Genomic DNA, 26,188 nt, shown 5'->3' with positions numbered 1-26,188 from the left:
CGGGCTACCACACGCGTCAAGGGGGCGACATCAGAAGCACTGGTCAGGCATCGGTGAACACGCCCCCTTGACACGCGCGGTAGGGCAAAGCCAGGTCGGCGGGATGACACGAAGCCCTCCTTTAGGGAGAAAGACGTGTCAGTGGACGGACGGACGGCCGGGGGTGTCGCCTTCCGCTAGAGGTGGCCCTTGCGCGGGTAGAGGGCAGTGGTGGGGCGCGTCAGCGAAACGTAATCGGGCGGTGGGACCATCCGGGTTGTCGGCCGGCCTGGTTGATCGGTCGGTCGGTTGACGGGGAAGACGCAGGGGCCCGCTACTCCTCTCCCGAGTAGCGGGCTCCTGCGTGTTCCGCGTGTTCTTGCCGGTTGTCGCCGGTCAGGCGATGGTGACCGACTCGAACTTGACTTCCTTGTTCGGCTTGCCGCCGCCGGGGCTCGGGTCGAACGAGCCGTCGTGGCCGGCGCGGGCGACCTCGTCGATGAGCTTCAGGCCGGCCTCGTCGAGGCTGCCGAAGACGGTGTAGTCGGGCGACAGTTGGGCGTCGCCGTAGACGATGAAGAACTGGCTGCCGTTGGTGCCCTTGCCGGGCTCGGTGCCGCCGGCGTTCGCCATGGCCAGGTAGCCGCGACCGTAGGTCAGCTCGGGCCAGGTCTCGTTGTCGAACGTGTAGCCGGGGCCGCCGCTGCCGGTGCCCGTCGGGTCACCGCACTGCAGCATCTGCAGGCCCTCGGTGCCGATGCGGTGGCACGTGCTGCCGTCGTAGTAGCCCTGCTTGACCAGGCTGACGAAGCTGTTCACGGCGCACGGCGCGAGGGCGCGGTCCAGGGTCAGCTTCAGTTCGCCGACGTTGGACTTGATGGTGGCGGTCGCGGTGCCGGTGGCGGCGGTGCTCGCCTCGGGGGCCTTCGTGCCCTCCTTGGAGGCGGGCTCCGTCGAGGGGCGGTACTCGCACGTGGCCGGGTCCGCGATCGGCGTCGGGCGCGTGGGCAGCGCCTTCACCTCGGTCGGGATCTCGATCGGGGCCGGGGTGTTCGAGCTGGCGGCGGCGGCGTCGTCGCCGGTGTTGCTGAAGTCGGCCGTGGCGAGGAAGTACACACCGCCCGCGACCACGACGACGGTGACCGCCGTCGCGACGATGGCGATCACCCGGCGCCGCTTCGCGCGCTCCGTCCTGCGGACGAGCTGGCGTTCCAGCTTCCGCTTGGCCTGCTCGCGGCGCTGCACGTTGGTCGGCACCTGCAACCTCCCTGATCTCTACGTCGACGGCGACGATCGGTCAGCAGTCTAGGGGGCAAGTATGTGACTGGTGTATGCCGGATAGGCTGCTTGACGGGGTCCACAGGGATCCGTTGTCGATCCGTTGCCGTCGAGAGGTGATCCCGTGCTGGTGATCGGGTTCCCGACCGGCGCTCTCCAGGCCAACTGCTTCGTGCTGGCCACGGGCGCGGGCGGGCCCTGCGTGGTGGTCGATCCCGGTCAGGAGGCCGCCGAGCCGGTGGCCGAGGCGCTGCGGGAGCACCGGTTGTCGCCGGTGGCGGTGCTGCTGACGCACGGGCACTTCGACCACACGTTCTCCGTCGCGCCCGTCTGCGACGGCAACGACATCCCCGCGTGGATCCACCCCGACGACCGCGGGATGCTGTCCGACCCGCTCAGGGGCATGAGCGCGCAGTCACAGGCTGCCTTCTTCGGTGGCAAGCTGGAGATGCGGGAGCCGCGGGAGGTGCGTGAGCTGGTGGACGGCGCCGAGCTGGACCTGGCAGGTCTCCGGCTGACCGTCGACCACACACCGGGCCATACCGGCGGGTCGGTGATGTTCCGCGCCGGCGCCGAGGAGGGCGGACGGCTCGTGCTGTCCGGCGACACCCTCTTCGCCGGCTCCATCGGACGCACCGACCTGCCGGGCGGGAACCACCGCGAGATGCTGACGTCACTGCGCACGAAGGTGCTGACGTTGGCCGACGACACGGTGGTGCTGCCCGGCCACGGACCGACGACGACCATCGGTCGCGAGCGCGTGAGCAACCCGTTCCTGCTGGAGCTGGACTCACCGGGCGCGCCGGCCGCACCGCACCGAGGACTGTAGAGAACAGTGACGACCCCCTTCGCCGCCCCCAAGGGCGTACCCGACTACTTCCCGCCGACCTCGGCGTCGTTCCTGGCGGTGCGCGACACGCTCGTGGAGTCGGCGCGCCGAGCCGGCTACGGCTACATCGAGCTGCCGGTCTTCGAGGACACCGCGCTGTTCGCGCGGGGTGTCGGCGAGTCCACCGACGTGGTCAGCAAGGAGATGTACACGTTCACCGACCGGGGCGGGCGGTCCATCACGTTGCGCCCCGAGGGCACGGCGGGCGTGATGCGGGCCGTCATCGAGCACGGCCTCGACCGCGGCCAGCTGCCGGTGAAGCTCGCGTACGCGGGCCAGTTCTTCCGGGCGGAGCAGCCCCAGGCGGGCCGCTACCGCCAGTTCCACCAGGTCGGCATCGAGGCGGTCGGCGTCGACGACCCGGCGCTGGACGCCGAGGTCATCGCCGTCGCCGACGCCGGTTTCCGCGCGCTGGGGCTGACCGGGTTCCGGCTGGAGCTGACCTCGCTGGGCGACTCCACGTGCCGCCCGCAGTACCGGGAGAAGCTGCAGGCGTTCCTGGCGCAGCTGCCCTTGGACGACGAGACGCGGCGGCGTGCCGAGCTGAACCCCCTGCGCGTGCTGGACGACAAGCGGCCCGAGGTGCGCGAGCTGGTCGCCGACGCGCCGCTGATGGTGGACAACCTGTCGGCCGAGTCGCTGGCGCACTACGAGCAGGTCAAGGGCTACCTGAACGACCTGGGCGTGAAGTTCGTGGAGAACCCGCGGATGGTGCGCGGGTTGGACTACTACACGAAGACGACGTTCGAGTTCGTGCACGACGGCCTCGGCGCGCAGTCCGGCATCGGCGGCGGCGGCCGGTACGACGGCCTGATGGAGCAGCTGGGCGGGCAGCCGCTGTCCGGCGTCGGCTTCGGCCTCGGCGTCGACCGCGCGCTGCTGGCGTGCCAGGTCGAGGGCGTCTCGCCGGGTGACGTGACGCGGTGCGACGTGTACGGCGTGCCGCTGGGCGAGGCGGCGAAGTCGCGGCTGGTCGCGCTCTCCGCCCCCCTGCGGGCCGCCGGTGTGCGGTTCGACCTGTCTTATGGCGGCAAGGGCCTGAAGGGCGCGATGAAGGGCGCCGACCGTTCGGGCGCACGCTTCGCCCTCGTGTTGGGTGAGCGCGACATCGAGGCCGGTGTCGTGCAGCTGAAGGAACTGTCGTCGGGCGACCAGCGCGAGGTGCCGCTGGCGGACGTGGTGATCTCTGTGCTGGAGGCGTTGGGCCGGTGAGCGAGCGGATTGCCCTTGACCTGCTTGACCCGAAGGCGGTGCGCAAACGCGCGCGAACGGTGGCCATCGGCGCGCTGATCGTCGCCGCCGCGTTCGGCGGCCTTCTCGGCCTGCTCGCCGGCCGAACCGCCGGCCTGATCACGGCAGCCGTCTTCGCCATCCCCCTCCTCATGCTGGCCTGGTCGGAAGCCAAGCGCCGAGTCTGGCTGGAAGGCCACGTCCTCTCAGTGCGCGCCTTCGGCACCCGTTCCGTCGACCTCCACACCGCCGACCAACTCGACCTGCTGGTCACGGACGTCCGCGGCACCCGAACCGTCGGCCTCTTCGTCCGCGGCGGCGGCAAGGCCATCAACCTGGCCCTGGCCATCTACGCCGGCACGGGCGGCCGCGAACAGGGCGTCCTCCCCCTCCGCAAACTGGCCGACACCCTGGCCGGCCGAGGCGACGCCCCAGGCCTCGTCTTCTCCGAACTCCTGGTCGCCCAACTCCGCGCGGAAGCCCGAGGCCTCCCCGCCGCCGACCGCCCCCTCTACCAACTGGGCTCCATGGCCCCCACCGGCCGCCTCGCCCAAAAACTCAACCCCGAAGCCATCTCCCGCTTCGTCTCCACCCTCGACCAATCCTGACACCGATACCAATACCGATACCGATACCGATACCGCCTACGGCCCCCGGCAACCCGCCCCGGCGTCCACTGGCAAGCCTTTCTCCCAAAGGAAGGGCTTCGTGTCATCCCGCCGACCTGGCTCCGCCCTACCGCGCGTGTCAAGGGGGGCGCTGTCCACCAATGCCTGTCGGCGCCAACTGTTGCCGCCCCCCTTGACGCGTGTGGTAGCCCGTAGGGAGGTCGGTGGGATGACACGAAACCCGGACCAACAACGGACCCGGCACAGAACCAGGCAGTTGGGGTCATCCTGCTGATCTGCCCGTCCGGCGAGGACGCTTTTAATCTTTAGGAACCACCCGTGACCATCAAATACCCCGGCGTCCGAACCCAGGTGCTGGCCGCCGTCGAGTCCCTCTCCGACCGCGCCTACCAAGAACGGGTGTGGATCCGCCACGAGCTTCCACACCCCGGCTACTACGACGAACTAGACCTCACCATCCACAGCCTGTTCGACGACTCCACCGTGCTCCCCGACCCGACCACCGCCGTGGGAACCGTGATCCACCCGGACGAGGTCGAACCACTCACCGAACTGGGCGCGGTCTTCGGCCCGCTGATCGACGACCTGGGCGACCAGCCGGACGCCGTCTACCTCGCCGACCCGAGGTGGGACGACGTGGTGCGGTCAGCCGCGAAGGCGTGGCAGATCATGCAAACCCACGAACCTTCCTGACTGATCCTGATCGGCTCGACCTGCTCTTAACCTCTAATCATCCGGCAAACCCCAGGTCCCCTTCGGCGGCGCGGGCGACTGCGTCGCCGTCGCGTCCGTCGTCGCCGGCGCCCCGCCGATGAACCGGATCAACGAATCATCGTGCTCGACCCGCCCCGGGAACGGGTCTCCGGCCGTCAACCGGGTCAACGCCGCCACCGGCAGCTCCACGTGCGACCCGACCAGCACGAAGTTCCCGAACCTCCGCCCCTTGAACACCGCCGGCTCCGCCACCACGCACACGTGCGGGAACACCGCGCGCACCGTCGCGGCCTGGGCCTTGGCGAACGCCAGCTTCCCGCCGTCGCCGATGTTGGCCGCGTAGACACCACCCGCGCGCAGCGTCCGCGACGCCAGCGCCACGAACTCCACCGACGTCAGGTGCGCGGGCGTCCGCGACCCGGCGAACACGTCCGTCACCACCAGGTCGAACGCCGCCTCCGGCGCCTTCTCCAGCACCGCCCGCGCGTCACCGTTGCGGATCCGCAGCCGCCAGTTCCGGTCCAACGGCAGCACGCCGCGCACCAGGTCGATCAACGCCGCGTCGATCTCGACCACCTGCTGGCTGGACCGCGGGCGCGTCACCGCGATGTACCGGGGCAACGTGAGCGCGCCGCCGCCCAGGTGCAGCGCCCGGATCGGCTCGCTGCCCGGCGCGACCAGGTCGGCGACGTGGCCGAGCCGCCGCAGGTACTCGAACTCCAGGTGCCCCGGGTCGTCCAGGTCGACGTGGGACTGCGGTGTGCCGTTGAGGCGCAGCATCCACGCCCTCGGCACGTCGGGGTCCGGGATCAGTTCCGCGATGCCCGAGTCGACCTCCCGGCTGATGGTCTCGTCGGCTTTCCGGATCCGTCCCACCCGACGATTATCCCGGTAGCGGCTGCGCGCGGCGCTTGCGGTCCGGTAGGCGGTCGACCAGCCTGCCCAGGCGTTCGGCGGTGCCCTGCAGCGGCCCGAGCGCGGCGGCCAGCACGCGGATCGACTCGTCGAGCTGCCCGGTGTTGCCGGCCAACGTCGCGATCTTCGGCTCCAGCTGCGCCAACTGGTGCTGCACCGCTTCGAGCTGGTGCAACGCCTCGGGCATCTCGTTGGCCAGGAACGTGGCCAGCTGCTCCAGCCGTTCCAACGTGCCCCGCAGCTCCGCTACCTGCGGCAACGCCTGCGCCAACGGTGTCAGCTTCTCCAGCGCGTCGGCGATCCGCGGCAACGCGAGCACACCCGACACCAGCCCGGCGGCGACACGGGCGGTGAGGCCCAGCACGGTGCGCAGCATGGCGGTACGGTACCCATCCGTGCAGCTCGCCGCAGACGTACTCACCGCGCTCGTCGCGGCCATCCACCTCTACATCGTCGTGCTGGAGATGTTCCTCTGGAACACGCCACGTGGCCGTGCCACGTTCGGCACCACGCCCGAGTTCGCCGCCGAATCCAAGGTGCTGGCCGCCAACCAGGGCCTTTACAACGGTTTCCTGGCCGCCGGGCTGATCTTCGCCTTGATCGCGCGCGGCACGACGGGGTTCGCGTTCGCCGTGTTCTTCCTGATCTGCGTGATCGTCGCGGGCCTGTACGGCGCCGCGACCGTCAGTCGTCGGATCCTGGTCGTGCAGTCCGTCCCCGCCGCGATCGCGCTGCTCCTGGTCCTGCTTGCCCGGTAGCCGGACGTCGCCACGGTCCCTTGGCCGGGTCGTAACCGGTCCGCAAATCACCCCGCACGTGCTTGCGCCACAGCGGGTCGTCACCCGCGCCCTGCCCTGACCCCGAACTCGACTCCGAACCCGAACCCGACTCCAAATCACGACCCGACCCCGAACCAGAACCCGACACCGACGCGGGCACCCGCACCGGCTCCCGCCCGGCCACGAACGCCGCCAACGCGGTCGTGATCGGCACCGCCGCCACGAGCCCGATGCTGCCCACCAGGGTCCGCACGACCTCCTGCGCCACCTCCTGCGCGGTCAGGATCTCGCCCAGGCTCCGCCCCGACAGCGTGAACGCCAGCAGCAACGGCAGCGCCGCGCCCGCGTACGCCATGACCAGCGTGTTCACCACGGACGACAGGTGGTCGCGGCCGATCCGCGACCCCGCCGCGTACAGCTCCCGGAACCCCAGCGACGGGTTGGCCCGCCGCAGCTCCCACACCGCGCTGGTCTGCGTCACCGTCACGTCGTCCAGCACGCCGAGCGCGCCGATGATCGTGCCCGCCAGCAGCAGCCCGCGCGTGTCGATGCCGTGCCCGAGCAGCGCCACCAGGTTCGACGTCTCCTGGTCCAGCCCGGTCAGCTTGCCGAACGCCGAGAACACCGCGCCGAGCACGCAGATCAACGCCAGGCTCACCAACGTGCCCAGCACCGCCGTGGACGTCCGCGCGGACACCCCGTGCGTCAGGTACAGCACCACGAACATGATCAGCCCCGCGCCGACCACGGCCACCGTCAGCGGGTTCTCGCCGGCCAGGATCGCGGGCAGCACGAACAGCACCAGCACCACGAAGCTCAACGCCAGCGCGCCCAGCGCCGCCAACCCCTGCCAACGCCCCAGCAGCAGCACGGCCGCCGCGAACAGCACGGCCAGCAGCAGCAGCGGCACGCCGCGCTGGAAGTCGGCCAGCTGGTAGGACGTGCTGTCGTTCGGGTCGCCCCCGCCGTACGACAGCACCACGGCGTCACCCACGGTGAACGTCGGCGTGCCCGGCTGGTCCGGCACCGGCACCCGGACCTCCCGGCCCGCCGCCGCGCCGTCGCTCATCTTCACGGTCACCAGCACGCAGCCGGTGCCGCCCGGCTCACCCACCTCCGGACCGCACCCGCCCTGCGCCACGGCCGTCACGTCGCCGCGCACCGGCACCTGCGCGAGCCCCGCCTCCGCGCCCGTGCGCTGCTCGTGCCCGAACGGGTACAGCAGCAGCGTGCCGACCACGGTCGCCAGCACGAACGGCAGCAGCAGGAGCATCAGCAGCTTGCGCACAGGTCGGGAGGCCGGTTCGGCGGGGCCGTGCCCATGGCCGTGTCCATGGGCGGCGATGAGGTCCTTTGCGCGCACGCGCACATACTGCCCGCCCACCCGGTTCGTCCGCATGCCGGACGGTTCAGTGCGGATCTCCGGGTGGGGCCATCGGATCGGCGAACCGGAAGTGCGCCGCCACCGCCTCCTCGCACGCCGCCAGTGCCTGCCGCAGCCGCTCCTCCGGCGACCCGGTGACCAGCCGCCACGGCACGCCCCGCCGAGCCAGCCCGTCCCGGAACAGGTCCGTCATCCACGCGCGCAGGTGCTCGCCGTCCCGCCACCCGTCCTGCTCGAACGGCACGCCGACGTGATCGGTCAGCAGGTACAGGGCGGGCCGGTGGGCGTCCGGCGCGATGTCCGGGTGCGGCGCGCCGAGGTACCGGTGGCCCCACACGGTCGCCGCCCACGGGTCGTTGTCGCACACCAGGACCGGCCCGTCCACGGCGGCGTCGGCCAGTTCCCGCTGCCTGCGCGCCACGTCCTGGAAGTCACCGACCGTCCACACCAGATCGTCGACGGTCGCACCACGGTCGAACGCCCGCGCCGCGACGAGCTTCAGCTCGGTGTGCTCCCGGCCGTACTCGGGCACCCAGGGCGCGCCCAGCGCGTCGGCCAGGTCGCGCGACAACGTCGTGGTGCCCGTGCTCTCCGCGCCGAGCACCACGATCCGCGCGCACAACCCGACCCTGGTCGCCCGCCCCAGCCGCCCCCACTGCCCGCGCGGGTCGGCCCGCACCGCCGTCCCCGACACGGGGAACGCGCCGCGGTCCACGTCGACCAGCACGTGCCGGGCGCCCAGCCGCTTGGCCATCTCGTCGCCGTAGCGCTCGCTGGAGAACACCGCGTCGACCGCCGCCGACGCGGGGTCGCCGTCCAGGATGGCCCGCCGCGCCAGCACCGCCCGCGCCACGCCCATGTGCAGTTCCCACACCGGGTCGCTGTGGAAGTCCATCTCGTGGTCGTCCACGTCGCCGAGCACGACGAGGCCGGGCGTGCCCGCGTGCTCGGCGCGCAGCCACGACACCCGGTCGGCGAGCGGGATCGACTCCACGCTCGACGCCAGCACGGTCACGGTGGTGCGCCGGCTGCGCGCGGCGGCGGTGCGGATGAGATGGTGGTGACCGGCGTGCGGTGGGTAGAACTTGCCGAGCACCAGGGCGTGGTCGAAGTCGGTCACGCGGCCACCAGTTCGTCTTGGCGCAGCGCCTTCGTCCAGTTGCGCAGGCCGAGCACGCACAGGGCCATGAAGCCGACGTAGAGGATCGCGGTCAGCCACAGGTCCTTGTAGGCGTACAACGGAACGTAGATCACGTCCGCGGCGATCCACAGCCACCAGCACTCGACCTTCTTGCGGGTCTGGCCCCACGTGGCCAGCAGCGAGAGGACGGTGGTCACGGAATCCGCCCACGGCACGGTCGAGTTGCTGAACGTGGTGAGCACCCACACCAGCAGCAGGGTGCCCGCCACGCCGGCCGCGAGCAGCCACCACCACTGCTCGCGCGTCGTGCGGCTGACCGGCAGCGGGGTGTGCTCGACGCCGCCCCGCAGCCACGCCCACCAGCCGTACAGCGCGAGCACCACGTAGACGACCTGAAGGCCCGAGTCCGCGTAGAGGCCGCTGGTCGCGAAGAGCACCAGGAAGGCGAGGTTGTTGAGGATGCCGATCGGCCAGTTGAGCGGGTTCTGCCGGGCCACCAGCCACACGCAGAGCGCGCCGGTGACGAAACCGGCGACCTCGCCCCAGCTCGTGGGGACGCCGGCGAACGTGAAGGCGGTGGTTTTGAAGGGCCAGAGGATGACGTCCAGCACAGACACGAGCACTCCGATTGACCGTGATTCGAACACGTGTTCGAATGTGGACATGCGATGGGACGGGCAGAAGGACGGGGCTGACCGGCAGCAGGTTCTGCCGGGTTTGCCGGGGCTGGTGCGCAGCGTACGAACTCCCGACTTCGCCGACGTCGTGTTCCACGAGGTGAACGCCAAGTCCGTGTTGAACAAGGTGCCCGGCGACGGGCTGCCGTTCGACTGGACGATCAACCCGTACCGCGGCTGCACGCACGGTTGCACGTACTGCCTGACGGGTGACACGCCCGTGCTGCTGGCGGACGGCCGCACCAAGCCCATCGCCGAGCTGGCCGTGGGCGAGGAGGTGTTCGGCACGGCGGAGGGCCGGTTCGTGGTCACCCGCGTCCAGGCGCACTGGAAGACCTCCAAGCCTGCCTACCGGCTGACGTTGAGCGACGGCACGCAGGTGGTGGCGGGCGGCGACCACCGGTTCCTCACCGCCGAGGGCTGGAAGCACGTCACGCCCGGCCGGTGCGACGACTTCGAGGAGCGGCCGTTCCTGGTCAAGGGCGCGCGGCTGGTCGGGACGGGCCGGTTCACCACGCCGCCCGCGCACGGCGAGGAGTACCGCGCGGGCTACCTGTGGGGCGCGGTGCGCGGCGGCCTGCCCACCCACCCGGACGTGCAGGCGCGCGTGCGCGAGTTCGCCGGCGGCCGGGTGCCGCGCGAGGACGAGCTGGTGGAGTGGCCGACCACGCCGGGGGAGGAGTGGTCGAAGGGCTTCCTGGCGGGCCTGTTCGACGCGCGGGGCAGCTCGACCGGCGGCGAGCTGGTGATGTCCAGTTCGGACAGCGCGGTGTTCGAGGCGGCGGTGGTGGCGTTGCTGCGGCTGCGCGTGTCGCACGTGGTCGAGGTGCGCGGGGTGCGGATCGTCGGCGGGTTGGCCGAGCGGCTGCGGTTCCTGCACCTGGTGGGCCCGGCGATCCCGCGCGGCAACGCGGTCGAGGGTCTGGAGGTGCCCGTGACGTCCCGGCTGGCGGTGGTGTCGGTGGAGTCGCTCGGGGTGACGCGGACCTTGTACGACATCACCACCGGCACCGGCGACTTCGTGGCCAACGGCCTCGTGAGCCACAACTGCTTCGCCCGCAACACGCACACCTACCTCGACCTGGACGCCGGGCGCGACTTCGACACCCAGGTGGTGGTGAAGGTCAACGCGGTGGACGTGCTGAAGGCGCAGCTGCGGTCCAAGCGGTGGCGGCGCGAGCACGTGGCGATGGGCACGAACACCGACCCGTACCAGCGGGCGGAGGGCCGGTACGCGTTGATGCCGGGCATCATCCGGGCGCTGGCCGACTCCGGCACGCCGTTCTCGATCCTCACCAAGGGGACCGTGCTGTCGCGGGACATCCCGCTGCTCGCGCAGGCCGCGTCCTCGGTGTCGGTGGGCATCGGGGTGTCGCTGGCGCTGCTGGACCGCGAGCTGCAGGCCGGGCTGGAACCGGGCACGCCGAGCCCGCAGGCGAGGCTGGAGCTGGTGCGCCGGGTCCGGGACGCGGGCTTGCCGTGCGGCGTGTTCGTCGCGCCGGTGCTGCCGAAGCTGACGGACTCGGAGGAGCAGCTGGACGCGTTGCTGGCCTCGATCGCGGCGGCCGGCGCCACCGGCGTGACGGTCCTGCCGCTGCACCTGAGGCCGGGCGCGCGCGAGTGGTTCGCCCGCTGGCTGGCGCGTGAACGGCCGGACCTGGTCGACCACTACCGGCGGCTGTACGCGCGGGGGTCCTATGTGGACGCACGGTACCGGCGGTGGCTGGCGGCGCGCATCGAGCCGTTGTTGCGGCGGCACGGCCTGGACGTGCGCGGCGGCCGTGACACGGTCGGCGTGCCGGGTGACGACGAGGGCGTGTGGCCGGCGGGCAGCCTGCCCTCCTCGACCCCGACGGCCCCGGTCGCCCAGGAACAGCTGACCCTCCTCTGACCCGAGAGTCCTACGTCCAGGCCGCGAGAGTCCTACGTCCACGACCCCTGAGTTCAACGCTCAGCGCACCGACTGCGGGAACCGCAGCACGCCGTCCGGGTCGTAGCGCCGGGCGACGGCACGCAGCCGTCGCAGGTTGTGCCGGTAGCCGGTCTCCGCCCAGTCGTCCTGCTCCGGGTCCAGGTAGTTGATGTACGTGCCGGTGCCGATCAGGCGCGCCAACGCCGACTGGGCGTCGTCCACCTCGCGCGTGACCTGCTCGGGCGGCAGGTCGCCGACGGTGCCGAAGACCTCGACGGACGTCGGCGCGCCGCGGTGGGGGTAGGCCGTGTCGGTCGGGCCGAGCCGGTCGATCGCGCCACCGAGCGCGCCGACGATGAGCAGCGCGCTGTCCTTGCCCCGCACGGTGTCCGCCACCGCCGCCGGGTCGTCCCACATGCCGTCCGCGATGCGTGAGGACGCGCGGAAGGCGTTGCGGGGCGGGTGCCCCTGGGTCATGATCGCCGTCGCGGTCGGGTAGTCGACCTCGGCGTGCTCCAGCGGCCCGGCGACGCCCAGGTGCGCCAGTTCCCCGAGCAGCAGGGCCTCCGGGCCGAGCGAGCAGCCGGTGAGGTCCACCGAGCCGTCCGGCAGCACCACGCACGTGCTGGACAGGTGGTCGGGAACCGCCGCGCTCCACGGCTGCCAGGCGCCGAGCACGTCCGCCGCCGAACCGGCCGGGAACCTCATCCGGAACACGGTCAGCACCTCCGGGACGGGCGCGGTGGCGAACTCGAACGACGTGACCACGCCGAGGTTGCCGCCACCGCCGCCGCGCAACGCCCAGAACAGGTCGGGCTCGCGGTCCTCCGAGACGGTGATCAGCCGGCTGTCGGTGGTGACCACCCGGGCGGCGCGCAGCCAGTCGCACGTGAGGCCGAAGGCGCGGTCCACCCAGCCGAGACCGCCGCCCAGCGTGAGACCGGCGATGCCGACGGACGGGCAGTTGCCCAGCGGCAGGCACCGGCCGGCGGCGGCGAGGGCCGCGTAGACGTCACCGAGGCGTGCGCCCGCGCCGATCACCGCGGTGCCGTCGGGCCGCAGCTCGACGTCGTTCATCGGCGCGAGGTCGACCACCAGGCCGTCGTGGGGCGTCGAGTAGGCGGCGTAGCTGTGCCCGCCGCCGCGCGCGGCCACCCGGAGCCGACCGCGCCGGGCCTCCGCCAGGCACCGCTGCACGTCCTCCGGCCGCACGCACCGGGCGATGGCCGCCGGTCGGTGGTGGTCGAACAGCGAGTTGAACGGCAGGCGGGCGGTGTCGTAGCCGGCGTCGCCGGGGAGCAGCAGCTCACCGCCCAGGTGGGCACGCAGCCGTGCCCACCTGCCGGGTCCCGCTCCCGCCGGCGCGCCACCCGCCGCCACCGCGCCACCGGCGACCACCGCCGCGCCCGTCCACCGCAACAAGCCCCGCCGCGACACCGCCACCCCGACCTCCTCGTCAGCCCGCACCCATCGAACAAGGCTCCTGATCACGGTGGAACCGCTGTTCGGACCGCCGAGGAGCGGCCGGTCGACGGCCGGACTACACGGCCTTGAGGGTGCCGCCGTCGATCACGTAGTCGGCGCCGGTGATCCAGGACGCCTCGTCGGACACCAGGAACGCCACCAGGTTGGCGATGTCCTCCGGCGTGCCGGTGCGGCCGATCGGGATGCCGCCGATCAGCTCGACCAACGCGGCGCGGGCGTCGTCGCGGTCACCGCCGCTGCTCGCGGCGAGGTCGCCGATCACCGCGTCGACCGCCGAGGTCTCGGTCATGCCGGGGGAGACCCGGTTCACCCGGACCCCCTTGGCGGCCACCTCCTCGGCCAACCCCTTGCTGTAGTTCGAGAGCGCGGCCTTGGCGGCCGAGTAGTGCAGCAGCGGCCCGACGGGCACGTGCGCCGAGGACGAGGAGATGTGGATGATCACGCCCGTGCCGCGCTCGACCATCCCGGGCAGCAACGCGCGGTCGAGCCGGACCGCGCCGAGCAGGTTCGTCTCCAGGACGTCCTGCCACGCCTTGTCGTCGATGTCGAGGGCGCCTCCCGGCCGGGCCTGGCCGCCGCCCGCGTTGTTCACCAGGATGTCGACCCCGCCGAGCTGCTTCACCGCCTCGTCCGCCAACCGGGACGCGGCGTCCGGGTCGGCCGCGTCCGACGTGGTGAAGAGGACGCCCTCCGGCAGCTCCTCGACGGCCGCCGTACGGGCCGTGGTCAGCACGACCGCGCCCTCGGCCGCCAGTTTTCGCACGATCCCCGCACCGATGCCCCGCGTGCCGCCGGTGACCACCGCACGTCGTCCAGCCAACCTGCCCGAGTTATTTACCATGAGGTACACATTTCCGATTCTGTACCGAACGGTCAACAACCTGTGACGGCCCTCACCAGGCCGGATCGAGTACCGTACTGATAGGTCCAGAATCGAGGTGATGAGTCGATGGCGGGCGGTCGTCCACGTGAGTTCGACGTCGACGAGGCGCTGGACCAGGCCGTGCGGGTGTTCTGGCAGCGCGGCTACGAGGGTGCGGCCCTCTCCGACCTGACCGAGGCGATGGGCATCAACCGGCCCAGCCTGTACGCGGCCTTCGGGAACAAGGAGTCCCTGTTCCGCAAGGCGCTCGACCACTACACCGACCAGAAGGCCGTCCACGTGCGGGACGCGCTCGACGAGCCGACCGCCCGTGCCGCCGCCGAGCGCATGTTGCGCGGCGCCGTCGAGGTGTCGACCCAGCCCGGTTGTCCGGCGGGGTGCCTGAGCCTCCAGGGCGGGCTGGCCATGGGCGAGGACGCCGTGGCGACCCGTGAGCGACTGGCCGACTGGCGTCGCAGTGGCGAGGCCGGGCTGCGGGACCGCTTCGAGCGGGCCAAGGCCGACGGCGACCTCCCTGCCGACGTGGACGCGGCGGACCTGGCCAAGTTCGTGGTGCTGGTCGCGCAGGGCATCTCGGTCCAGGCGGCGGACGGCGTCGACCGCGAGCGGTTGCACCGGATGGTCGACATCGCGCTGACGTCCTGGCCCGCCTGAGCCCTGGAAGCCCGACGCGGAAACCTGCGTCCAGATCACGTCGAAAACCCGGACGGACAACCCGTCCGACCTCGGGCGCGCTCATCGCCGTACGGCGTACGGTACAATGTACGGCATGAGTGCTGTGCCGGGTAGTGGAGCGGGGTTCGTGCCGACCGACGAAGACGTGGCGGGCGTGCTCGCGTGGTTCGAGCAGTGGGACGCGCTGGCCGTCGCCAAGGACGTCGAGGCGATGGCCGACCAGGCGTTGTTCCCGGTCAACGCGGTGACCGACGGGTCGGCGCAGTCGTGGGACCGGGCGCGGTTCCTCGACGACATGAGGGCGAGCCTGGGTGACGGTGACGTGCGGATGGAGTCCGTCCGCACGCCGGTGTTCGTCAACGCGAACCTGGTGTTCGTGATCACCGACGCGACCATCACCGCCGGTGAGTTCTCGCAGGTCGTGCGGTACGGCGACCTGCTGGTGAAGGTCGACGGCAAGTGGCTGTTCCAGACGATGGTCCAGGGCGGCTGGTAGGGGACAGTCCCCTCAGCGTCACCCCTCCGCGCCAACTAACAATCAGTCTTGACTGTTTGTTAGTTGGCGCGGAACACTCGGTGCCATGTCCACCGACACCGGGCAGCGCGACACCGGGCAGCGGGAAACCAGGCGGCAGGCCGACCGCAGCCGCGAGACCCGGCGCAAGCTCATGGAAGCCACCGTCGAGTGCCTGGTCGAGCGGGGCTGGGCGGGCACGACGACGACCGTGGTGGCCGAGCGCGCCGGCGTGTCCCGCGGCGCTCAGCTGCACCACTTCCGCACCCGCGGCGAACTGGTCGCCGCCGCGGTCGAGTACCTGGGCGCGGAGAGCGTCCTCGACCTCAAGGAGCGCGCTCGGCAGGTCAACGGCAGCACCGTCGCCGTGGTCGAGCTGATCGCCGACTTCTACGCCAGCGACCTGTTCACCGCCGCCCTCGAACTGTGGGTCGCCGCGCGCACCGATCCCGACCTCAAGACCGTGGTGGTGCCGCTGGAGGTCCGCCTCGGCCGGGAGACGCACCGCCTGGCCGTCGAGCTGCTGGACGCCGACGAGACCAAGCCGGGCGTCCGCGAGACCGTGCAGCTCACCCTGGACCTGGTGCGCGGCCTGGCTCTGGCCAACCAGCTCACCGACGACGGCAGGCGCCGGAGTCGGATCGTCCGGCACTGGGCGCGGGTGCTGGAGGAACTCCTCGAAGGGCAGGCACCGTGATCACCGAACTGCTGGCCGACCTGCGTGCCGAGAGCCAGGTGCTGGACGACCTGGTCGCGCCGCTCGACGACTGGTCCGTCCCGACGCCCGCCGAGGGCTGGACGATCGCCAACCAGATCAGCCACCTGCGCTGGACCGACCGCGTGGCCGCGCTGGCCGCCCGCGACCCGGACGCGTTCGCCGAGGCGTTGCGGCGGGCCGGGTTGGACGCGCTGGAGGAGGGTGCCCGGGAGCCGATCACGCTGGCGGAGTGGCGGGCGAGCCGCGTCGAGGTGGCCGAAGCCCTGGCGGCGCTGCCGCCGGGCGTGAAGATGCCGTGGTTCGGGCCGTCGATGAGCGCCACGTCCATGGCCACCGCCCGGCTGATGGAGACGTGGGCGCACGGCCAGGACGTCGCCGACGCGCTCGGCGTGACCCGCGAGCCGACCGACCGGCTCAAGCACGTCGCGCACATCGCGGTCCGCACGTTCGGCTGGTCGTTCGTCGTCCACGGGCAGGCCGCGCCGCAGGTGCCGGTCCGGGTCGAGCTGGTGGCCCCGGACGGCGGTGCGTGGACGTGGGGCCCGGAGGACGCGGAGAACCGGATCACCGGTCCCGCCTTGGACTTCTGCCTGCTGGCGACCCAGCGGAGGCACCGCGACGACCTGGCCGTCACGGCGGTCGGCGAGGCCGCCGCGGCCTGGCTGTCCGTCGCGCAGGCGTTCGCCGGTCCCGCCGGCCCGGGCCGCGGTCGCCAGGAGCGGCCGTGATCCGCATCGGCAACGCGTCGGGTTTCTACGGCGACCGGTTCTCCGCCGTCCGCGAGATGCTCACCGGCGGCGACCTGGACGTGCTGACCGGCGACTACCTGGCCGAGCTGACCATGCTCATCCTGGGCCGCGACCGGGCGAAGGACGCCGGCCTCGGCTACGCCCGCACGTTCCTGCGCCAGCTGGAGGAGAACCTGGCGGACGCGCTGGCCCGGGGCGTCAAGATCGTCTCCAACGCGGGCGGGCTGAACCCGGAGGGGCTGGCCGAGGCGATCGACCGGCTCGGGCTGGGCGCGAAGGTCGCCCACGTGACCGGTGACGACGTGCGCGAACGGTTCCCGGAGGCGTTGACCGCCAACGCCTACCTGGGCGCGTGGGGCATCGCCGAGTGCCTGAACGCGGGCGCGGACGTCGTGGTCACCGGCCGGGTCACCGACGCGTCGCTGGTCGTCGGACCGGCCGCCGCGCACTTCGGCTGGGGCCGCGAGGACTTCGACGCGCTGGCGGGCGCGACGGTCGCCGGCCACGTGCTGGAGTGCGGCACGCAGGCCACCGGCGGCAACTACTCGTTCTTCACGTCGATCGACGCGACCAGGCCCGGTTTCCCCATCGCGGAGGTCGAGGCGGACGGCTCGTCGGTCATCACCAAGCACGACGGCACGGGCGGCGCGGTCACCGTCGACACCGTCACGGCCCAGCTGCTCTACGAGATCGGCCCGCCCGCCTACCTCGGGCCCGACGTGGTCAGCCACTTCGACACGATCCGGCTCGACCCGCACGAGCGGGGCGTGCGGATCTCCGGGGTGAAGGGCTCCGCGCCGCCGGACACCCTCAAGGTGTGCCTCAACACGCTGGGCGGCTTCCGCAACTCCACCACGTTCGTGCTGACGGGGTTGGACGTGGAGGCCAAGGCGAACCTGGTCCGGCACCAGTTGGAGTCGGCGATCGGGCCCGCGGACCTGACCTGGACGTTGGCCCGGACCGATCACGTCGACGCGGACACCGAGGAGGCGGCGAGCGCGCTGCTTCACGTGACCGTCAAGACCTCGGACCCGAAGCGGGCCAAGGCGTTCTCGCGGGCGGGGGTCGAGCTGGCGCTGGCGTCGTACCCGGGCTTCCACGTCACCGCGCCACCCGGTGACGGCACGCCGTTCGGCGTCTTCGAGGCCGCGTACGTGCCGCGCTCGTCGGTGCCGCACCGGGCCGTGCTGCCGGACGGGAAGGTGGTCGAGGTATGAGGGTTCCGCTGGGCACGATCGCCGGAGCGCGCTCCGGCGACAAGGGCGGTGACGCGAACCTCGGCGTGTGGGTGCGCACGGACGCGCAGTACGAGTGGCTGCGCGCGGAGCTGACCGTCGAACGGGTGAAGGAGCTGCTGCCGGAGGCGGGCGAGGTCGACCGGCACGAGCTGCCGAACCTGCGCGCGCTGAACTTCGTGCTGCACGGCCTGCTCGGCGCCGGCGTCGCCTCGTCCACCCGCTTCGACCCGCAGGCCAAGGCGTTGGGCGAGTGGCTGCGCTCCCGGCACGTCGACATCCCGGAGGCGCTGCTGTGACAACCACGTCGGATCTTTTCGCCACGCCCGAGCGGCGTGACCTGCGCGCGGTGGTGCGGAAGTTCACCGAGCAGGAGGTCGTGCCGCACCTGTCGGACTGGGAGCGCGCCGGCGAGCTGCCCCGGTCGCTGCACCGCACGGCGGCGGAGATCGGGTTGCTGGGCCTCGGGTTCCCGGAGTCGGTCGGTGGCGCGGGCGACCTGCTGGACACCGTCGTGGCCACCGAGGAGCTGATCCAGGCCGGCGGGTCGTCCGGGCTGGTCGCGGGGTTGCTCACGCACGGCATCGCGTTGCCGCACATCGTGGACTCGGGCGACGCGTCGTTGATCGACCGGTTCGTGCGGCCGACGTTGGCGGGTGAGCTGATCGGATCGCTCGCCATCACCGAACCGGGTGGTGGTTCGGATGTGGCGGCCCTGCGCACCACGGCACGTCGTGACGGTGACTCCTACGTGGTGAACGGGACGAAGACGTTCATCACTTCGGGTGACCGCGCGGATTTCGTGACGACGGCGGTGCGGACGGGTGGCCCCGGCTACCAGGGCGTGAGCCTGCTGGTGATCGAGAAGGGCACACCGGGGTTCGCGGTCGACCGCCGGCTGGAGAAGATGGGCTGGCACTGCTCGGACACCGCCGAGCTGTCCTTCGTGGACGCCAGGGTGCCGGCGGCGAACCTGGTCGGCGCCGAGAACGCCGGGTTCGCGCTGATCATGCGGCAGTTCCAGGTGGAGCGGATCTCGTTGGCCGTGCAGGCTTACGCGACGGCCCAGCGCTGCCTCGACCTGACGTTGGCGTACGTGCGCCAACGTGAGACGTTCGGCAAGCCGCTCATCGCGCGCCAGGTCGTCCGCCACCGGCTGGTGGAGATGGCGCAGCGCATCGACCTCGTCCGCACGTACGTGCGGGAGGTGGCGGTGAAGGTGCTGGCCGGCGAGGAAGTCGTGGCGCAGGTGTGCTTCGCGAAGAACGCGGCCGTGGAGGCTTGCTCGTTCGTGGTGGACGCGGCGGTGCAACTGCACGGCGGCGCTGGTTACCTCCGCGTTATGGAGGTCGAGCGACACTACCGGGACGCGCGGATCCTCGGCATCGGGGGCGGCGCGACCGAGGTGATGGCGGAGCTGGCGGCACGGCGATTGGGGTACACGGCATGACTGCGTTGCGCACGGCGGTGGACAGTCGGTCACCGGGGTACGCCGAGAACCGGGAGGCGTTGCTGGCCCGACTCGCCGAGCTGGACGTCGAGCAGGCCAAGGCGCTCGCGGGTGGCGGTCCGAAGTACACCGAGCGGCACCACAAGCGCGGCAAGCTGCTGGCGAGAGAGCGGATCGAGCTGCTGGTGGACCAGGACAGCCCGTTCCTGGAGCTGTCGCCGCTGGCCGCGTGGGGCACCGACTACCCGGTGGGCGCGAGCGTGGTCACCGGGATCGGGGTGGTCGAGGGCGTCGAGTGCGTCATCGTGGCCAACGACCCGACCGTGCGGGGCGGTGCGAGCAACCCGTGGACGTTGCGGAAGACGTTCCGGGCCAACGACATCGCGTTGCAGAACCGGCTGCCGCTGATCGGGCTGGTCGAGTCCGGCGGGGCCGACCTGCCGAGCCAGAGCGAGATCTTCATCCCGGGCGGTCGGGCGTTCCGCGACCTGACCAGGCTGTCGGCGGCGGGCATCCCGACGATCAGCACGGTGTTCGGCAACGCGACCGCGGGCGGCGCGTACGTGCCGGGCATGTCGGACTACGTGGTGATGATCAAGGAGCGCTCGAAGGTGTTCCTGGGCGGGCCGCCGCTGGTGAAGATGGCCACGGGCGAGGAGTCGGACGACGAGTCGCTCGGCGGCGCGCGGATGCACGGCACCACGTCGGGGCTGGCCGATTTCGTGGCCGAGGACGAGGTGGACGCGATCCGGCTCACCCGGCGCGTGGTGGCCCGGCTGAACTGGCGCAAGCTCGGTCCCGCTCCCAAGGCAGTGGAGCCGCCGCTGCACGACGAGGAGGACCTGCTCGGGCTGGTGCCGACGGACCTGCGCGTGCCGTTCGACCCGCGCGAGGTGATCGCCCGGATCGTGGACGGGTCGAGGTTCGACGAGTTCAAGCCCGAGTACGGGAGCAGCCTCGTGACGGGGTGGGCCGACCTGCACGGGTACCCGATCGGGGTGCTGGCCAACGCGCGCGGGGTGCTGTTCAGCGAGGAGGCGCAGAAGGCCACGCAGTTCATCCAACTGGCCAACTCCAGCGACACCCCGTTGCTGTTCCTGCAGAACACGACCGGGTACATGGTCGGCGCCCAGTACGAGCAGGGCGGGATCATCAAGCACGGCGCGATGATGATCAACGCGGTGTCGAACAGCCGGGTGCCCCACCTGACCGTGGTGATGGGCGCGTCGTACGGCGCGGGCAACTACGGCATGTGCGGGCGGGCGTACGACCCGAGGTTCCTGTTCACCTGGCCCAACGCCAAGTCGGCCGTGATGGGGCCCAAGCAACTGGCCGGCGTGCTGTCGATCGTGGCCCGTCAGGCCGCCGCCGCGAAGGGCCAGGACTACAACGAGGAGCACGACGCGGCCATGCGGCAGATGGTGGAGGGGCAGATCGAGCAGCAGTCCCTGGCCGCGTTCCTCTCCGGCCGCCTCTACGACGACGGCGTGATCGACCCGCGCGACACGCGCACCGTGCTCGGCCTGTGCCTGTCGGCGATCCACAGTGGACCGATCAAGGGCGCCGACCGCTACGGCGTCTTCCGGATGTGAGGGCACGATGATCCGCGAACCAGCCTCGACACCCGTCCCGGGCACGGCCCGGCCAGGCGGGCCTGCCTTGACCTTCGCCCCACCGGCGACCCGTGCAGCGGCCAGAGCCGGGTGCGCGCCGCGGTTGTTCGGCCGTTCAGCCGGGTCTCGGGATCGGGCGTCGAGCGGGTCGGTGCGGCGGTCCGGCCGGGTCGTGGTGGTCGGGAGTCCGGGCGACGTCGGTCGAGAGTGTGGCGTGGGTGGGGTGTTGTCGGTGGGGTTCGTTCCGGCGGTCGTCCGGTCGGGGCGAGCGGGCCGGCGTCGGCTGTCCGGGATGGGGTCGTGATGATCCGCAAGCTGTTGATCGCCAACCGCGGTGAGATCGCCCGCCGGGTGATCAGGACGTGCCGCGAGGTCGGGGTGTCGCCGGTCGCCGTGTTCTCCGACCCCGACGCGGAATCGCCGCACGTGCGCGAGGCCGACGCGGCGGTCCGGCTGCCCGGTGCGACCCCCGCCGAGACCTACCTGCGCGGCGACGCAGTGGTGGCCGCCGCGCTCGCGGCCGGTGCGGACGCCGTGCACCCGGGCTACGGGTTCCTGTCCGAGAACGCGTCCTTCGCGCGTGCCGTCCTCGCCGCCGGGCTCACGTGGGTCGGGCCGGCCCCCGAGGTCATCGACGCGATGGGGTCGAAGGTCGCGGCGAAGAAGAGGATGGCGGCGGCCGGCGTGCCGGTGCTGCCCGAGCTGGACCCGGAGTCCGCCACCGAGTTCCCCTTGCTGGTCAAGGCTTCCGCGGGCGGCGGTGGGCGCGGGATGCGGGTCGTGCGGTCCGCCGCCGAGCTGGCCGGGCAGGTGGCCGCCGCGCGCCGTGAGGCCGAGTCGGCGTTCGGCGACGGCACCGTCTTCTGCGAGCCGCTGCTGGAGCACGCGCGGCACGTCGAGGTGCAGGTCCTCGCCGACGCGCACGGCACGGTGTGGGCGTTGGGCGAGCGGGAGTGCTCCGTCCAGCGCCGCCACCAGAAGATCATCGAGGAGACGCCCAGCCCCGCCGTGTCCGCCCAGGCACGGCAACGGCTGTTCGACGCCGCCACCAAGGCCGCCGAGGCCATCGGCTACGTCGGCGCGGGCACGGTGGAGTTCCTCTTCACCGACGACGGCTCCTTCCACTTCCTGGAGGTCAACACCCGCCTCCAGGTGGAGCACCCCGTCACCGAGGAAGTGTTCGGCGTCGACCTGGTGGCCTGGCAGCTCGCCATCGCCGAAGGCGCCCGGCTCCCCGCCGAACCGCCGCCCCCGAACGGCCACGCCGTCGAAGCCCGCCTCTACGCCGAGGACCCGGCGCACGACTGGCGGCCCGCGAGCGGCACCCTGCACCGGTTCGCCGTGCCGGCCGGCGTGCGCGTGGACAGCGGCGTGGAGGACGGCAGCGAGGTGGGCGTGCACTACGACCCGATGCTGGCCAAGGTGATCGCCTGGGCGCCGACCAGGCACGCGGCGATCCGCAAGCTGGCCGCCGCCCTCGAACGCGCCGAGCTGCACGGCCTCGTCACCAACCGCGACCTGCTGGTCCGCACGCTCCGCCACCCGGAGTTCGCCGCGGGCAACACCCACACCTCCTTCCTGGACCGGCACGGCCTCACCACCCTCGAACCGGTGGACGTCCGACCCGCCGCGCTGGCCGCCGCCCTCGCGCTCGCCGAACGACGGCGCACCACCCTGCCGCTGGGCTGGCGCAACCTCGCGTCCCAGCCGCAGAGAGCCGTGTTCGAGCACGGCGACGACGCGGTGGAGGTCGACTACCGGCACACCCGCGCGGGCGTGGAGACGAGCCTCGACCTGACGGTCGTCGCCGCCTCACCGGAGGCGGTGACGTTCGAGCGGGCCGGGGTGCGCACGACGTACCCGGTCGCGGTGTACGGCGACCGGGTCGAGGTCGGCCCCGTGTCGCTGAAGCTCCGGCCCCGGTTCCCCGAGCCGCGGGCCGAGATCGCCGAGGGCGCCACCGTCGCGCCGATGCCAGGCACGGTGGTGCGGGTCGCGGTCGAGCCGGGGCAACGGGTCGAGGCCGGCGCGGAGCTGCTCGTGCTGGAAGCCATGAAGATGGAGCACCGCGTGCTCGCCACCACCGGCGGCGCGGTCGCGGAAGTGCTGGTGCGAGCGGGTCAACAGGTCGACGCGGGCGCCGTGCTCGCGGTCGTGGCCGATGAGCCGCGCCTGGAGTCGACCGGAGGGCTGGAGTCGACTGGAGGGACGGGCGGGTCATGACCACCAACTTCACCGAGAGCGAAGAGCGGCAGGCGCTGCGCAAGGCCGTCGCCGACCTCGCCGGCAAGTACGGCCACGAGTACTTCACCGCCAAGGCCAAGGCGGGCGAGAAGACCGACGAGCTGTGGGCCGAGGCGGGCAAGCTCGGCTACCTCGGCGTGGCCGTGCCCGAGGAGTATGGCGGCGGTGGCGGCGGGATCGGCGACCTCGCCGCCGTGTGCGAGGAGCTGGCCCGCGCGGGCTGCCCGCTGCTGCTGACCGTGGTGTCGCCCGCCATCTGCGCCACGATCGTCGCCCGCTTCGGCACCGCCGAGCAGAAGCGGCGGTGGCTGCCCGGGTTCGCCGACGGCACCACCAAGATGGCCTTCGCCATCACGGAGTCCGACGCGGGCTCCAACTCGCACAAGCTCGCCACCGCCGTCCACCGCGACGGCGACGAGTGGGTCCTGAGCGGTGGCAAGTCGTTCATCTCCGGCGTGGACGAGGTCGAGGCGGTGATGGTCGTCGCCCGGCACGTCGACGCCACCGGCCAGCGGCTGCTCCCTTCCCTGATGATCGTGCCGACGAACGCGCCCGGCTTCACCTTCCAGCACATCCCGATGGACGTGCAGTCGCCCGAGAAGCAGTTCACCTGCTTCTTCGACGACGTGCGCCTGCCGCTGGACGCGCTGGTCGGCGCCGAGGACGCGGGGCTGGCCCAGCTGTTCGCCGGGCTCAACCCGGAGCGGATCATGGCGGCGTCCTTCGCCACCGGCATGGCCCGCCGCGCACTCGACCAGGCGAGCGAGTACGCCCGCACCAGAACGGTCTGGGACACGCCGATCGGCGCGCACCAGGGCATCGCGCACCCGTTGGCGCAGTGCGCGATCCAGGTCGAGCTGGCGAGGCTGATGACCCAGAAGGCCGCGGCTCTCTACGACGCTGGGGAGGACCGGGCTGCTGGTGAGGCGGCCAACATGGCCAAGTACGCGGCGGGGGAGGCGGTGGCGGGGGCGGTGGACCAGGCCATCCAGGTCCACGGCGGCAACGGGCTGTCGTCCGAGTACGGACTCGGCGCCATGCTGGCCGCGTCCCGGTTGTCCCGCATCGCCCCGGTCAGCCGGGAAATGATCCTGAACTTCGTGGCGCAGCACACCCTGAAGTTGCCGCGCTCCTATTGAGTCAGGCCCATTCCCAGCGCAAGCCGACCACGCCGGGACCGAAGTCGAGCGCGACCGCGTACGCGTAGCCCCACGTGTCCACCGGGGTCTCGCGCACGTCGGTCGGTTCGCCACCGGTCAAACCGGTCGTGAATTGTTCACAACGCGCGGGTCGGCACCGTGAGTCGTACCGGACCTCCAGGACGTACTCGCGAACGGGGTGGCGGAAGCGCCGCGAGTGCGTGTTGTCGAACGTCGGGTGGTGTGGTGCCACGTGGATCAGCTCGTACTCGACGGCCGTTCGCTCACCCCGGCGCAGCGGGCGGTCCAGCAGCAGTTCGGCGACCATCAGACCGTTGCGCGGGTCGGCGGATACCCGCCCCAGTCTGCACGAGCGCAGCGTGCCGATGACCGGCAGCGGGTCGCCGGGCAGCCGGGTGTCGTAGCCGAGCAGCACCCGGTCGACGCCCGAGCGCTCGGCGCGCAGCACCTGCCGCGACCGCACCCGGCGCGTGCTGCCGTCCATCGCGAGCTCCACCTGGTCGCGCAGGCTGAGCCGGGTGAGGTCTTGGTCGGTGCTGGTGTCGATGTCGGCCAGCAGCTCCGCGATGGTCGCGTAGTCGCTCTCGCCGACCCAGCCCTCCGGACCCGACACGCGGGAACGGGGTCGGGCCTTGCCGCGTGGCCGCGGTGGTCCGAGCAACGAGCTCAACCCGCCCGCGCCGACGTCCAGGATCTCCTCCAGGTGGCTGACGGCGGTGAGCGAGTCCGGTCGTTCCGGTCGCCTGCGACCGGACTGCCAGTAGCTCAGCGCGGCGATGCTGACCGCCACGCCGCGCGCCCGCAGCTTGTGCTGGATGCGTTCCAGGCTGAGCCCTTTGGCGCGGATCGCCGCACGCAATGCGTCCGCGAAGGGGTCGGCCCCCGCATCGATCCGTCGGGGATCGCGCGTCCGCGATTCCGGTCCGACGACTGGCGTAGGCATCTTCGCTCCGTTCTCCCAAGGACAAGGCGAGCGACGTTATCGTGCGAAATCGCCGGGGCGGTACAGCCGATCGGGTTTCCCGCCCTGAATTTGACCGAATCGGACCCGCAAATCCGGTCGGCTGTGGAATGTTTGAATTCTCATTAACAGCACGGGTGTGAAGGTCCCGGTTACCGCGATCGCCGCACCGCGCTCGGGCATTCGGTCCCTTCCCGGTACGCGGCCCGGCCCATAGCCTCGGGTAGGTGGGGTGACGCGCGGCACACCCCGCCCGGTCGCGGGCTTCGACGCCGGTCGGAATCCCGTCCCGCCGGCCGTTCGCAACGGAGAGCGGAACCCCTATGCCGAAGCTCACGTTGACCGTCGGCACAATAGTCGTGCCAACGGTGTTCCCGCTGGTGGCGACCCTCGTGCCGGTCGCCAGGGGTGCCATCCGCCCAGTCCGTGGCGCGGACCGCCGGTCCAACGGTTACATAGTCACCCCGAAGAACTTCTCCGTGTTGGCCGCGGACACGCTCGCCTCTCGTTTCGGGAGCGCCGCCGGCCGTATTTTCTCCACAGCGTTGAATCGCTTCTCAATCACGTTGTCCGAGTGCGTCTCACGCGCCTCTCCGCCGTTGTGCGGTTCCGCCCGGGTCGACGTCGCGCGCCGACCTCGGCGGTGGTTCTCCGAACCGACTCCCGCGCCGGACACCCCCCGCCCGCGCGGAGTTGGGCACACTGGCAGCCCCGCGCGTGATCCGCGCCGGGGGATCCCTTACCCCGCAAAGGAAAGCCGTATGCGAAAGCTCTTACCGGGCGTCGCCGTGGCCGCGTTGACCACCACCCTGCTGGCCGCGCCCGCCCACGCCGAGGGCGCCGTCCTGCACGCCGGCTCGCCGACCGCGGTGCCCGGCAGCTACATCGTCAAGCTCAAGGACCCCGCCGACGCCGTCGCCGGCCGCTTGGACGGACGGGTGACCCGGGAGTACGCCGCGTTCGGCGGCTTCGCC

The 26,188-nt window shown here is 71.8% G+C and carries 23 protein-coding genes and 1 pseudogene; 15 read left to right on the top strand and 9 right to left on the bottom strand.

Annotated elements, in window-relative coordinates:
- Positions 1 to 375: 375 nt before the first annotated feature.
- On the bottom strand, positions 376 to 1,236 hold the full coding sequence (locus ADK67_RS17440; protein ID WP_053717474.1) for a peptidylprolyl isomerase: 861 nt from the start codon (positions 1,234 to 1,236) through the stop codon (positions 376 to 378).
- A 145-nt stretch (positions 1,237 to 1,381) separates the two neighbouring features.
- On the opposite strand from ADK67_RS17440, the gene ADK67_RS17435 reads away from it, so the two are divergent.
- The 4 genes from ADK67_RS17435 to ADK67_RS17420 all read left to right on the top strand — a co-directional run bounded on the left by ADK67_RS17435 (position 1,382) and on the right by ADK67_RS17420 (position 4,698).
- A complete protein-coding gene (locus ADK67_RS17435; protein ID WP_053717473.1) occupies positions 1,382 to 2,086 on the top strand; it encodes an MBL fold metallo-hydrolase in 705 nt (234 codons plus the stop codon).
- Between the two features lie 6 nt (positions 2,087 to 2,092).
- Complete coding sequence (hisS, locus tag ADK67_RS17430; RefSeq protein ID WP_053717472.1) at positions 2,093 to 3,358, top strand: histidine--tRNA ligase; 1,266 nt, start codon at positions 2,093 to 2,095, stop codon at positions 3,356 to 3,358.
- Positions 3,355 to 3,984 carry a hypothetical protein gene (locus tag ADK67_RS17425; RefSeq protein WP_053717471.1) on the top strand — a complete coding sequence of 210 codons (630 nt, stop codon included), beginning with the start codon at positions 3,355 to 3,357 and terminating at the stop codon, positions 3,982 to 3,984. The genes hisS and ADK67_RS17425 overlap by 4 nt, the downstream gene beginning before the upstream one ends.
- A 339-nt stretch (positions 3,985 to 4,323) precedes the next feature.
- A complete protein-coding gene (locus tag ADK67_RS17420) occupies positions 4,324 to 4,698 on the top strand; it encodes an SCO4402 family protein (protein ID WP_053717470.1) in 375 nt (124 codons plus the stop codon).
- Between the two features lie 33 nt (positions 4,699 to 4,731).
- Here the strand turns inward: ADK67_RS17420 and ADK67_RS17415 are convergent, their stop codons facing one another.
- A complete protein-coding gene (locus tag ADK67_RS17415; RefSeq protein WP_053717469.1) occupies positions 4,732 to 5,595 on the bottom strand; it encodes a spermidine synthase in 864 nt (287 codons plus the stop codon).
- Between the two features lie 7 nt (positions 5,596 to 5,602).
- A complete protein-coding gene (locus ADK67_RS17410; RefSeq protein WP_053717468.1) occupies positions 5,603 to 6,010 on the bottom strand; it encodes a hypothetical protein in 408 nt (135 codons plus the stop codon).
- Between ADK67_RS17410 and ADK67_RS17405 the strand changes: the two genes are divergently transcribed.
- Positions 6,009 to 6,392 (top strand): DUF1304 domain-containing protein, encoded by a 384-nt coding sequence (locus ADK67_RS17405; RefSeq protein ID WP_442974162.1) that lies wholly within the window; start codon positions 6,009 to 6,011, stop codon positions 6,390 to 6,392. The genes ADK67_RS17410 and ADK67_RS17405 overlap by 2 nt on opposite strands.
- Here the strand turns inward: ADK67_RS17405 and ADK67_RS17400 are convergent.
- From ADK67_RS17400 to pnuC, 3 genes are read right to left on the bottom strand one after another with little or no spacing between them, the layout of a single operon-like run.
- On the bottom strand, positions 6,319 to 7,776 hold the full coding sequence (locus ADK67_RS17400; RefSeq protein WP_442974161.1) for a YibE/F family protein: 1,458 nt from the start codon (positions 7,774 to 7,776) through the stop codon (positions 6,319 to 6,321). The two genes, ADK67_RS17405 and ADK67_RS17400, sit on opposite strands and share 74 nt — an antisense overlap.
- Positions 7,777 to 7,822: 46 nt before the next feature.
- Positions 7,823 to 8,917 carry an AAA family ATPase gene (locus tag ADK67_RS17395; protein ID WP_053717466.1) on the bottom strand — a complete coding sequence of 365 codons (1,095 nt, stop codon included), beginning with the start codon at positions 8,915 to 8,917 and terminating at the stop codon, positions 7,823 to 7,825.
- Complete coding sequence (gene pnuC, locus ADK67_RS17390; RefSeq protein WP_231648232.1) at positions 8,914 to 9,561, bottom strand: nicotinamide riboside transporter PnuC; 648 nt, start codon at positions 9,559 to 9,561, stop codon at positions 8,914 to 8,916. The genes ADK67_RS17395 and pnuC overlap by 4 nt, the downstream gene beginning before the upstream one ends.
- Before the next feature lie 40 nt (positions 9,562 to 9,601).
- On the opposite strand from pnuC, the gene ADK67_RS17385 reads away from it, so the two are divergent.
- A complete protein-coding gene (locus ADK67_RS17385; protein WP_197289492.1) occupies positions 9,602 to 11,506 on the top strand; it encodes an intein-containing Rv2578c family radical SAM protein in 1,905 nt (634 codons plus the stop codon).
- Between the two features lie 60 nt (positions 11,507 to 11,566).
- On the opposite strand, the gene ADK67_RS17380 is transcribed toward ADK67_RS17385, so the two are convergent.
- On the bottom strand, positions 11,567 to 12,994 hold the full coding sequence (locus ADK67_RS17380; protein WP_231648231.1) for an FAD-dependent oxidoreductase: 1,428 nt from the start codon (positions 12,992 to 12,994) through the stop codon (positions 11,567 to 11,569).
- Between the two features lie 73 nt (positions 12,995 to 13,067).
- Entirely contained in the window at positions 13,068 to 13,832 is a 765-nt protein-coding gene (locus ADK67_RS17375) for an SDR family oxidoreductase (protein ID WP_231648230.1), read from the bottom strand.
- Positions 13,833 to 13,961: 129 nt separating this feature from the next.
- On the opposite strand from ADK67_RS17375, the gene ADK67_RS17370 reads away from it, so the two are divergent.
- From ADK67_RS17370 to ADK67_RS17330, 9 genes and pseudogenes are all read left to right on the top strand, one after another.
- Positions 13,962 to 14,549, top strand: coding sequence for a TetR/AcrR family transcriptional regulator (locus ADK67_RS17370; RefSeq protein WP_053717463.1), 588 nt, complete (start codon positions 13,962 to 13,964; stop codon positions 14,547 to 14,549).
- Positions 14,550 to 14,664: 115 nt separating this feature from the next.
- Entirely contained in the window at positions 14,665 to 15,066 is a 402-nt protein-coding gene (locus ADK67_RS17365) for a hypothetical protein (protein WP_053717545.1), read from the top strand.
- 85 nt (positions 15,067 to 15,151) lie between these two features.
- Complete coding sequence (locus ADK67_RS17360) at positions 15,152 to 15,781, top strand: TetR/AcrR family transcriptional regulator (protein ID WP_053717462.1); 630 nt, start codon at positions 15,152 to 15,154, stop codon at positions 15,779 to 15,781.
- Positions 15,778 to 16,530, top strand: a complete 753-nt coding sequence (locus tag ADK67_RS17355) for a TIGR03084 family metal-binding protein (protein WP_053717461.1) — start codon at positions 15,778 to 15,780, stop codon at positions 16,528 to 16,530. Before ADK67_RS17360 ends, ADK67_RS17355 begins: the two co-directional genes overlap by 4 nt.
- A gap of 56 nt (positions 16,531 to 16,586) precedes the next feature.
- Positions 16,587 to 18,085: pseudogene (locus ADK67_RS17350) on the top strand (acyclic terpene utilization AtuA family protein).
- Positions 18,082 to 19,236, top strand: a complete 1,155-nt coding sequence (locus ADK67_RS17345; RefSeq protein ID WP_053717460.1) for an acyl-CoA dehydrogenase family protein — start codon at positions 18,082 to 18,084, stop codon at positions 19,234 to 19,236. The pseudogene ADK67_RS17350 and the gene ADK67_RS17345 overlap by 4 nt, the downstream one beginning before the upstream one ends.
- The gene (locus ADK67_RS17340) at positions 19,233 to 20,828 is read left to right on the top strand and encodes an acyl-CoA carboxylase subunit beta (protein ID WP_053717459.1); all 1,596 of its coding nucleotides are present in this window, start codon (positions 19,233 to 19,235) and stop codon (positions 20,826 to 20,828) included. Before ADK67_RS17345 ends, ADK67_RS17340 begins: the two co-directional genes overlap by 4 nt.
- A gap of 324 nt (positions 20,829 to 21,152) precedes the next feature.
- Entirely contained in the window at positions 21,153 to 23,072 is a 1,920-nt protein-coding gene (locus tag ADK67_RS17335; protein WP_053717458.1) for an acetyl/propionyl/methylcrotonyl-CoA carboxylase subunit alpha, read from the top strand.
- Complete coding sequence (locus ADK67_RS17330) at positions 23,069 to 24,232, top strand: acyl-CoA dehydrogenase family protein (RefSeq protein WP_053717457.1); 1,164 nt, start codon at positions 23,069 to 23,071, stop codon at positions 24,230 to 24,232. Before ADK67_RS17335 ends, ADK67_RS17330 begins: the two co-directional genes overlap by 4 nt.
- Position 24,233: 1 nt before the next feature.
- On the opposite strand, the gene ADK67_RS17325 is transcribed toward ADK67_RS17330, so the two are convergent.
- Entirely contained in the window at positions 24,234 to 25,196 is a 963-nt protein-coding gene (locus ADK67_RS17325; protein ID WP_053717456.1) for a hypothetical protein, read from the bottom strand.
- Positions 25,197 to 26,188 lie beyond the last annotated feature (992 nt).

Origin of the sequence: Saccharothrix sp. NRRL B-16348, from assembly GCF_001280085.1 — a bacterium.
GTDB lineage: Bacteria > Actinomycetota > Actinomycetes > Mycobacteriales > Pseudonocardiaceae > Actinosynnema.
This window is presented reverse-complemented; position numbering and strand designations above follow the sequence as displayed.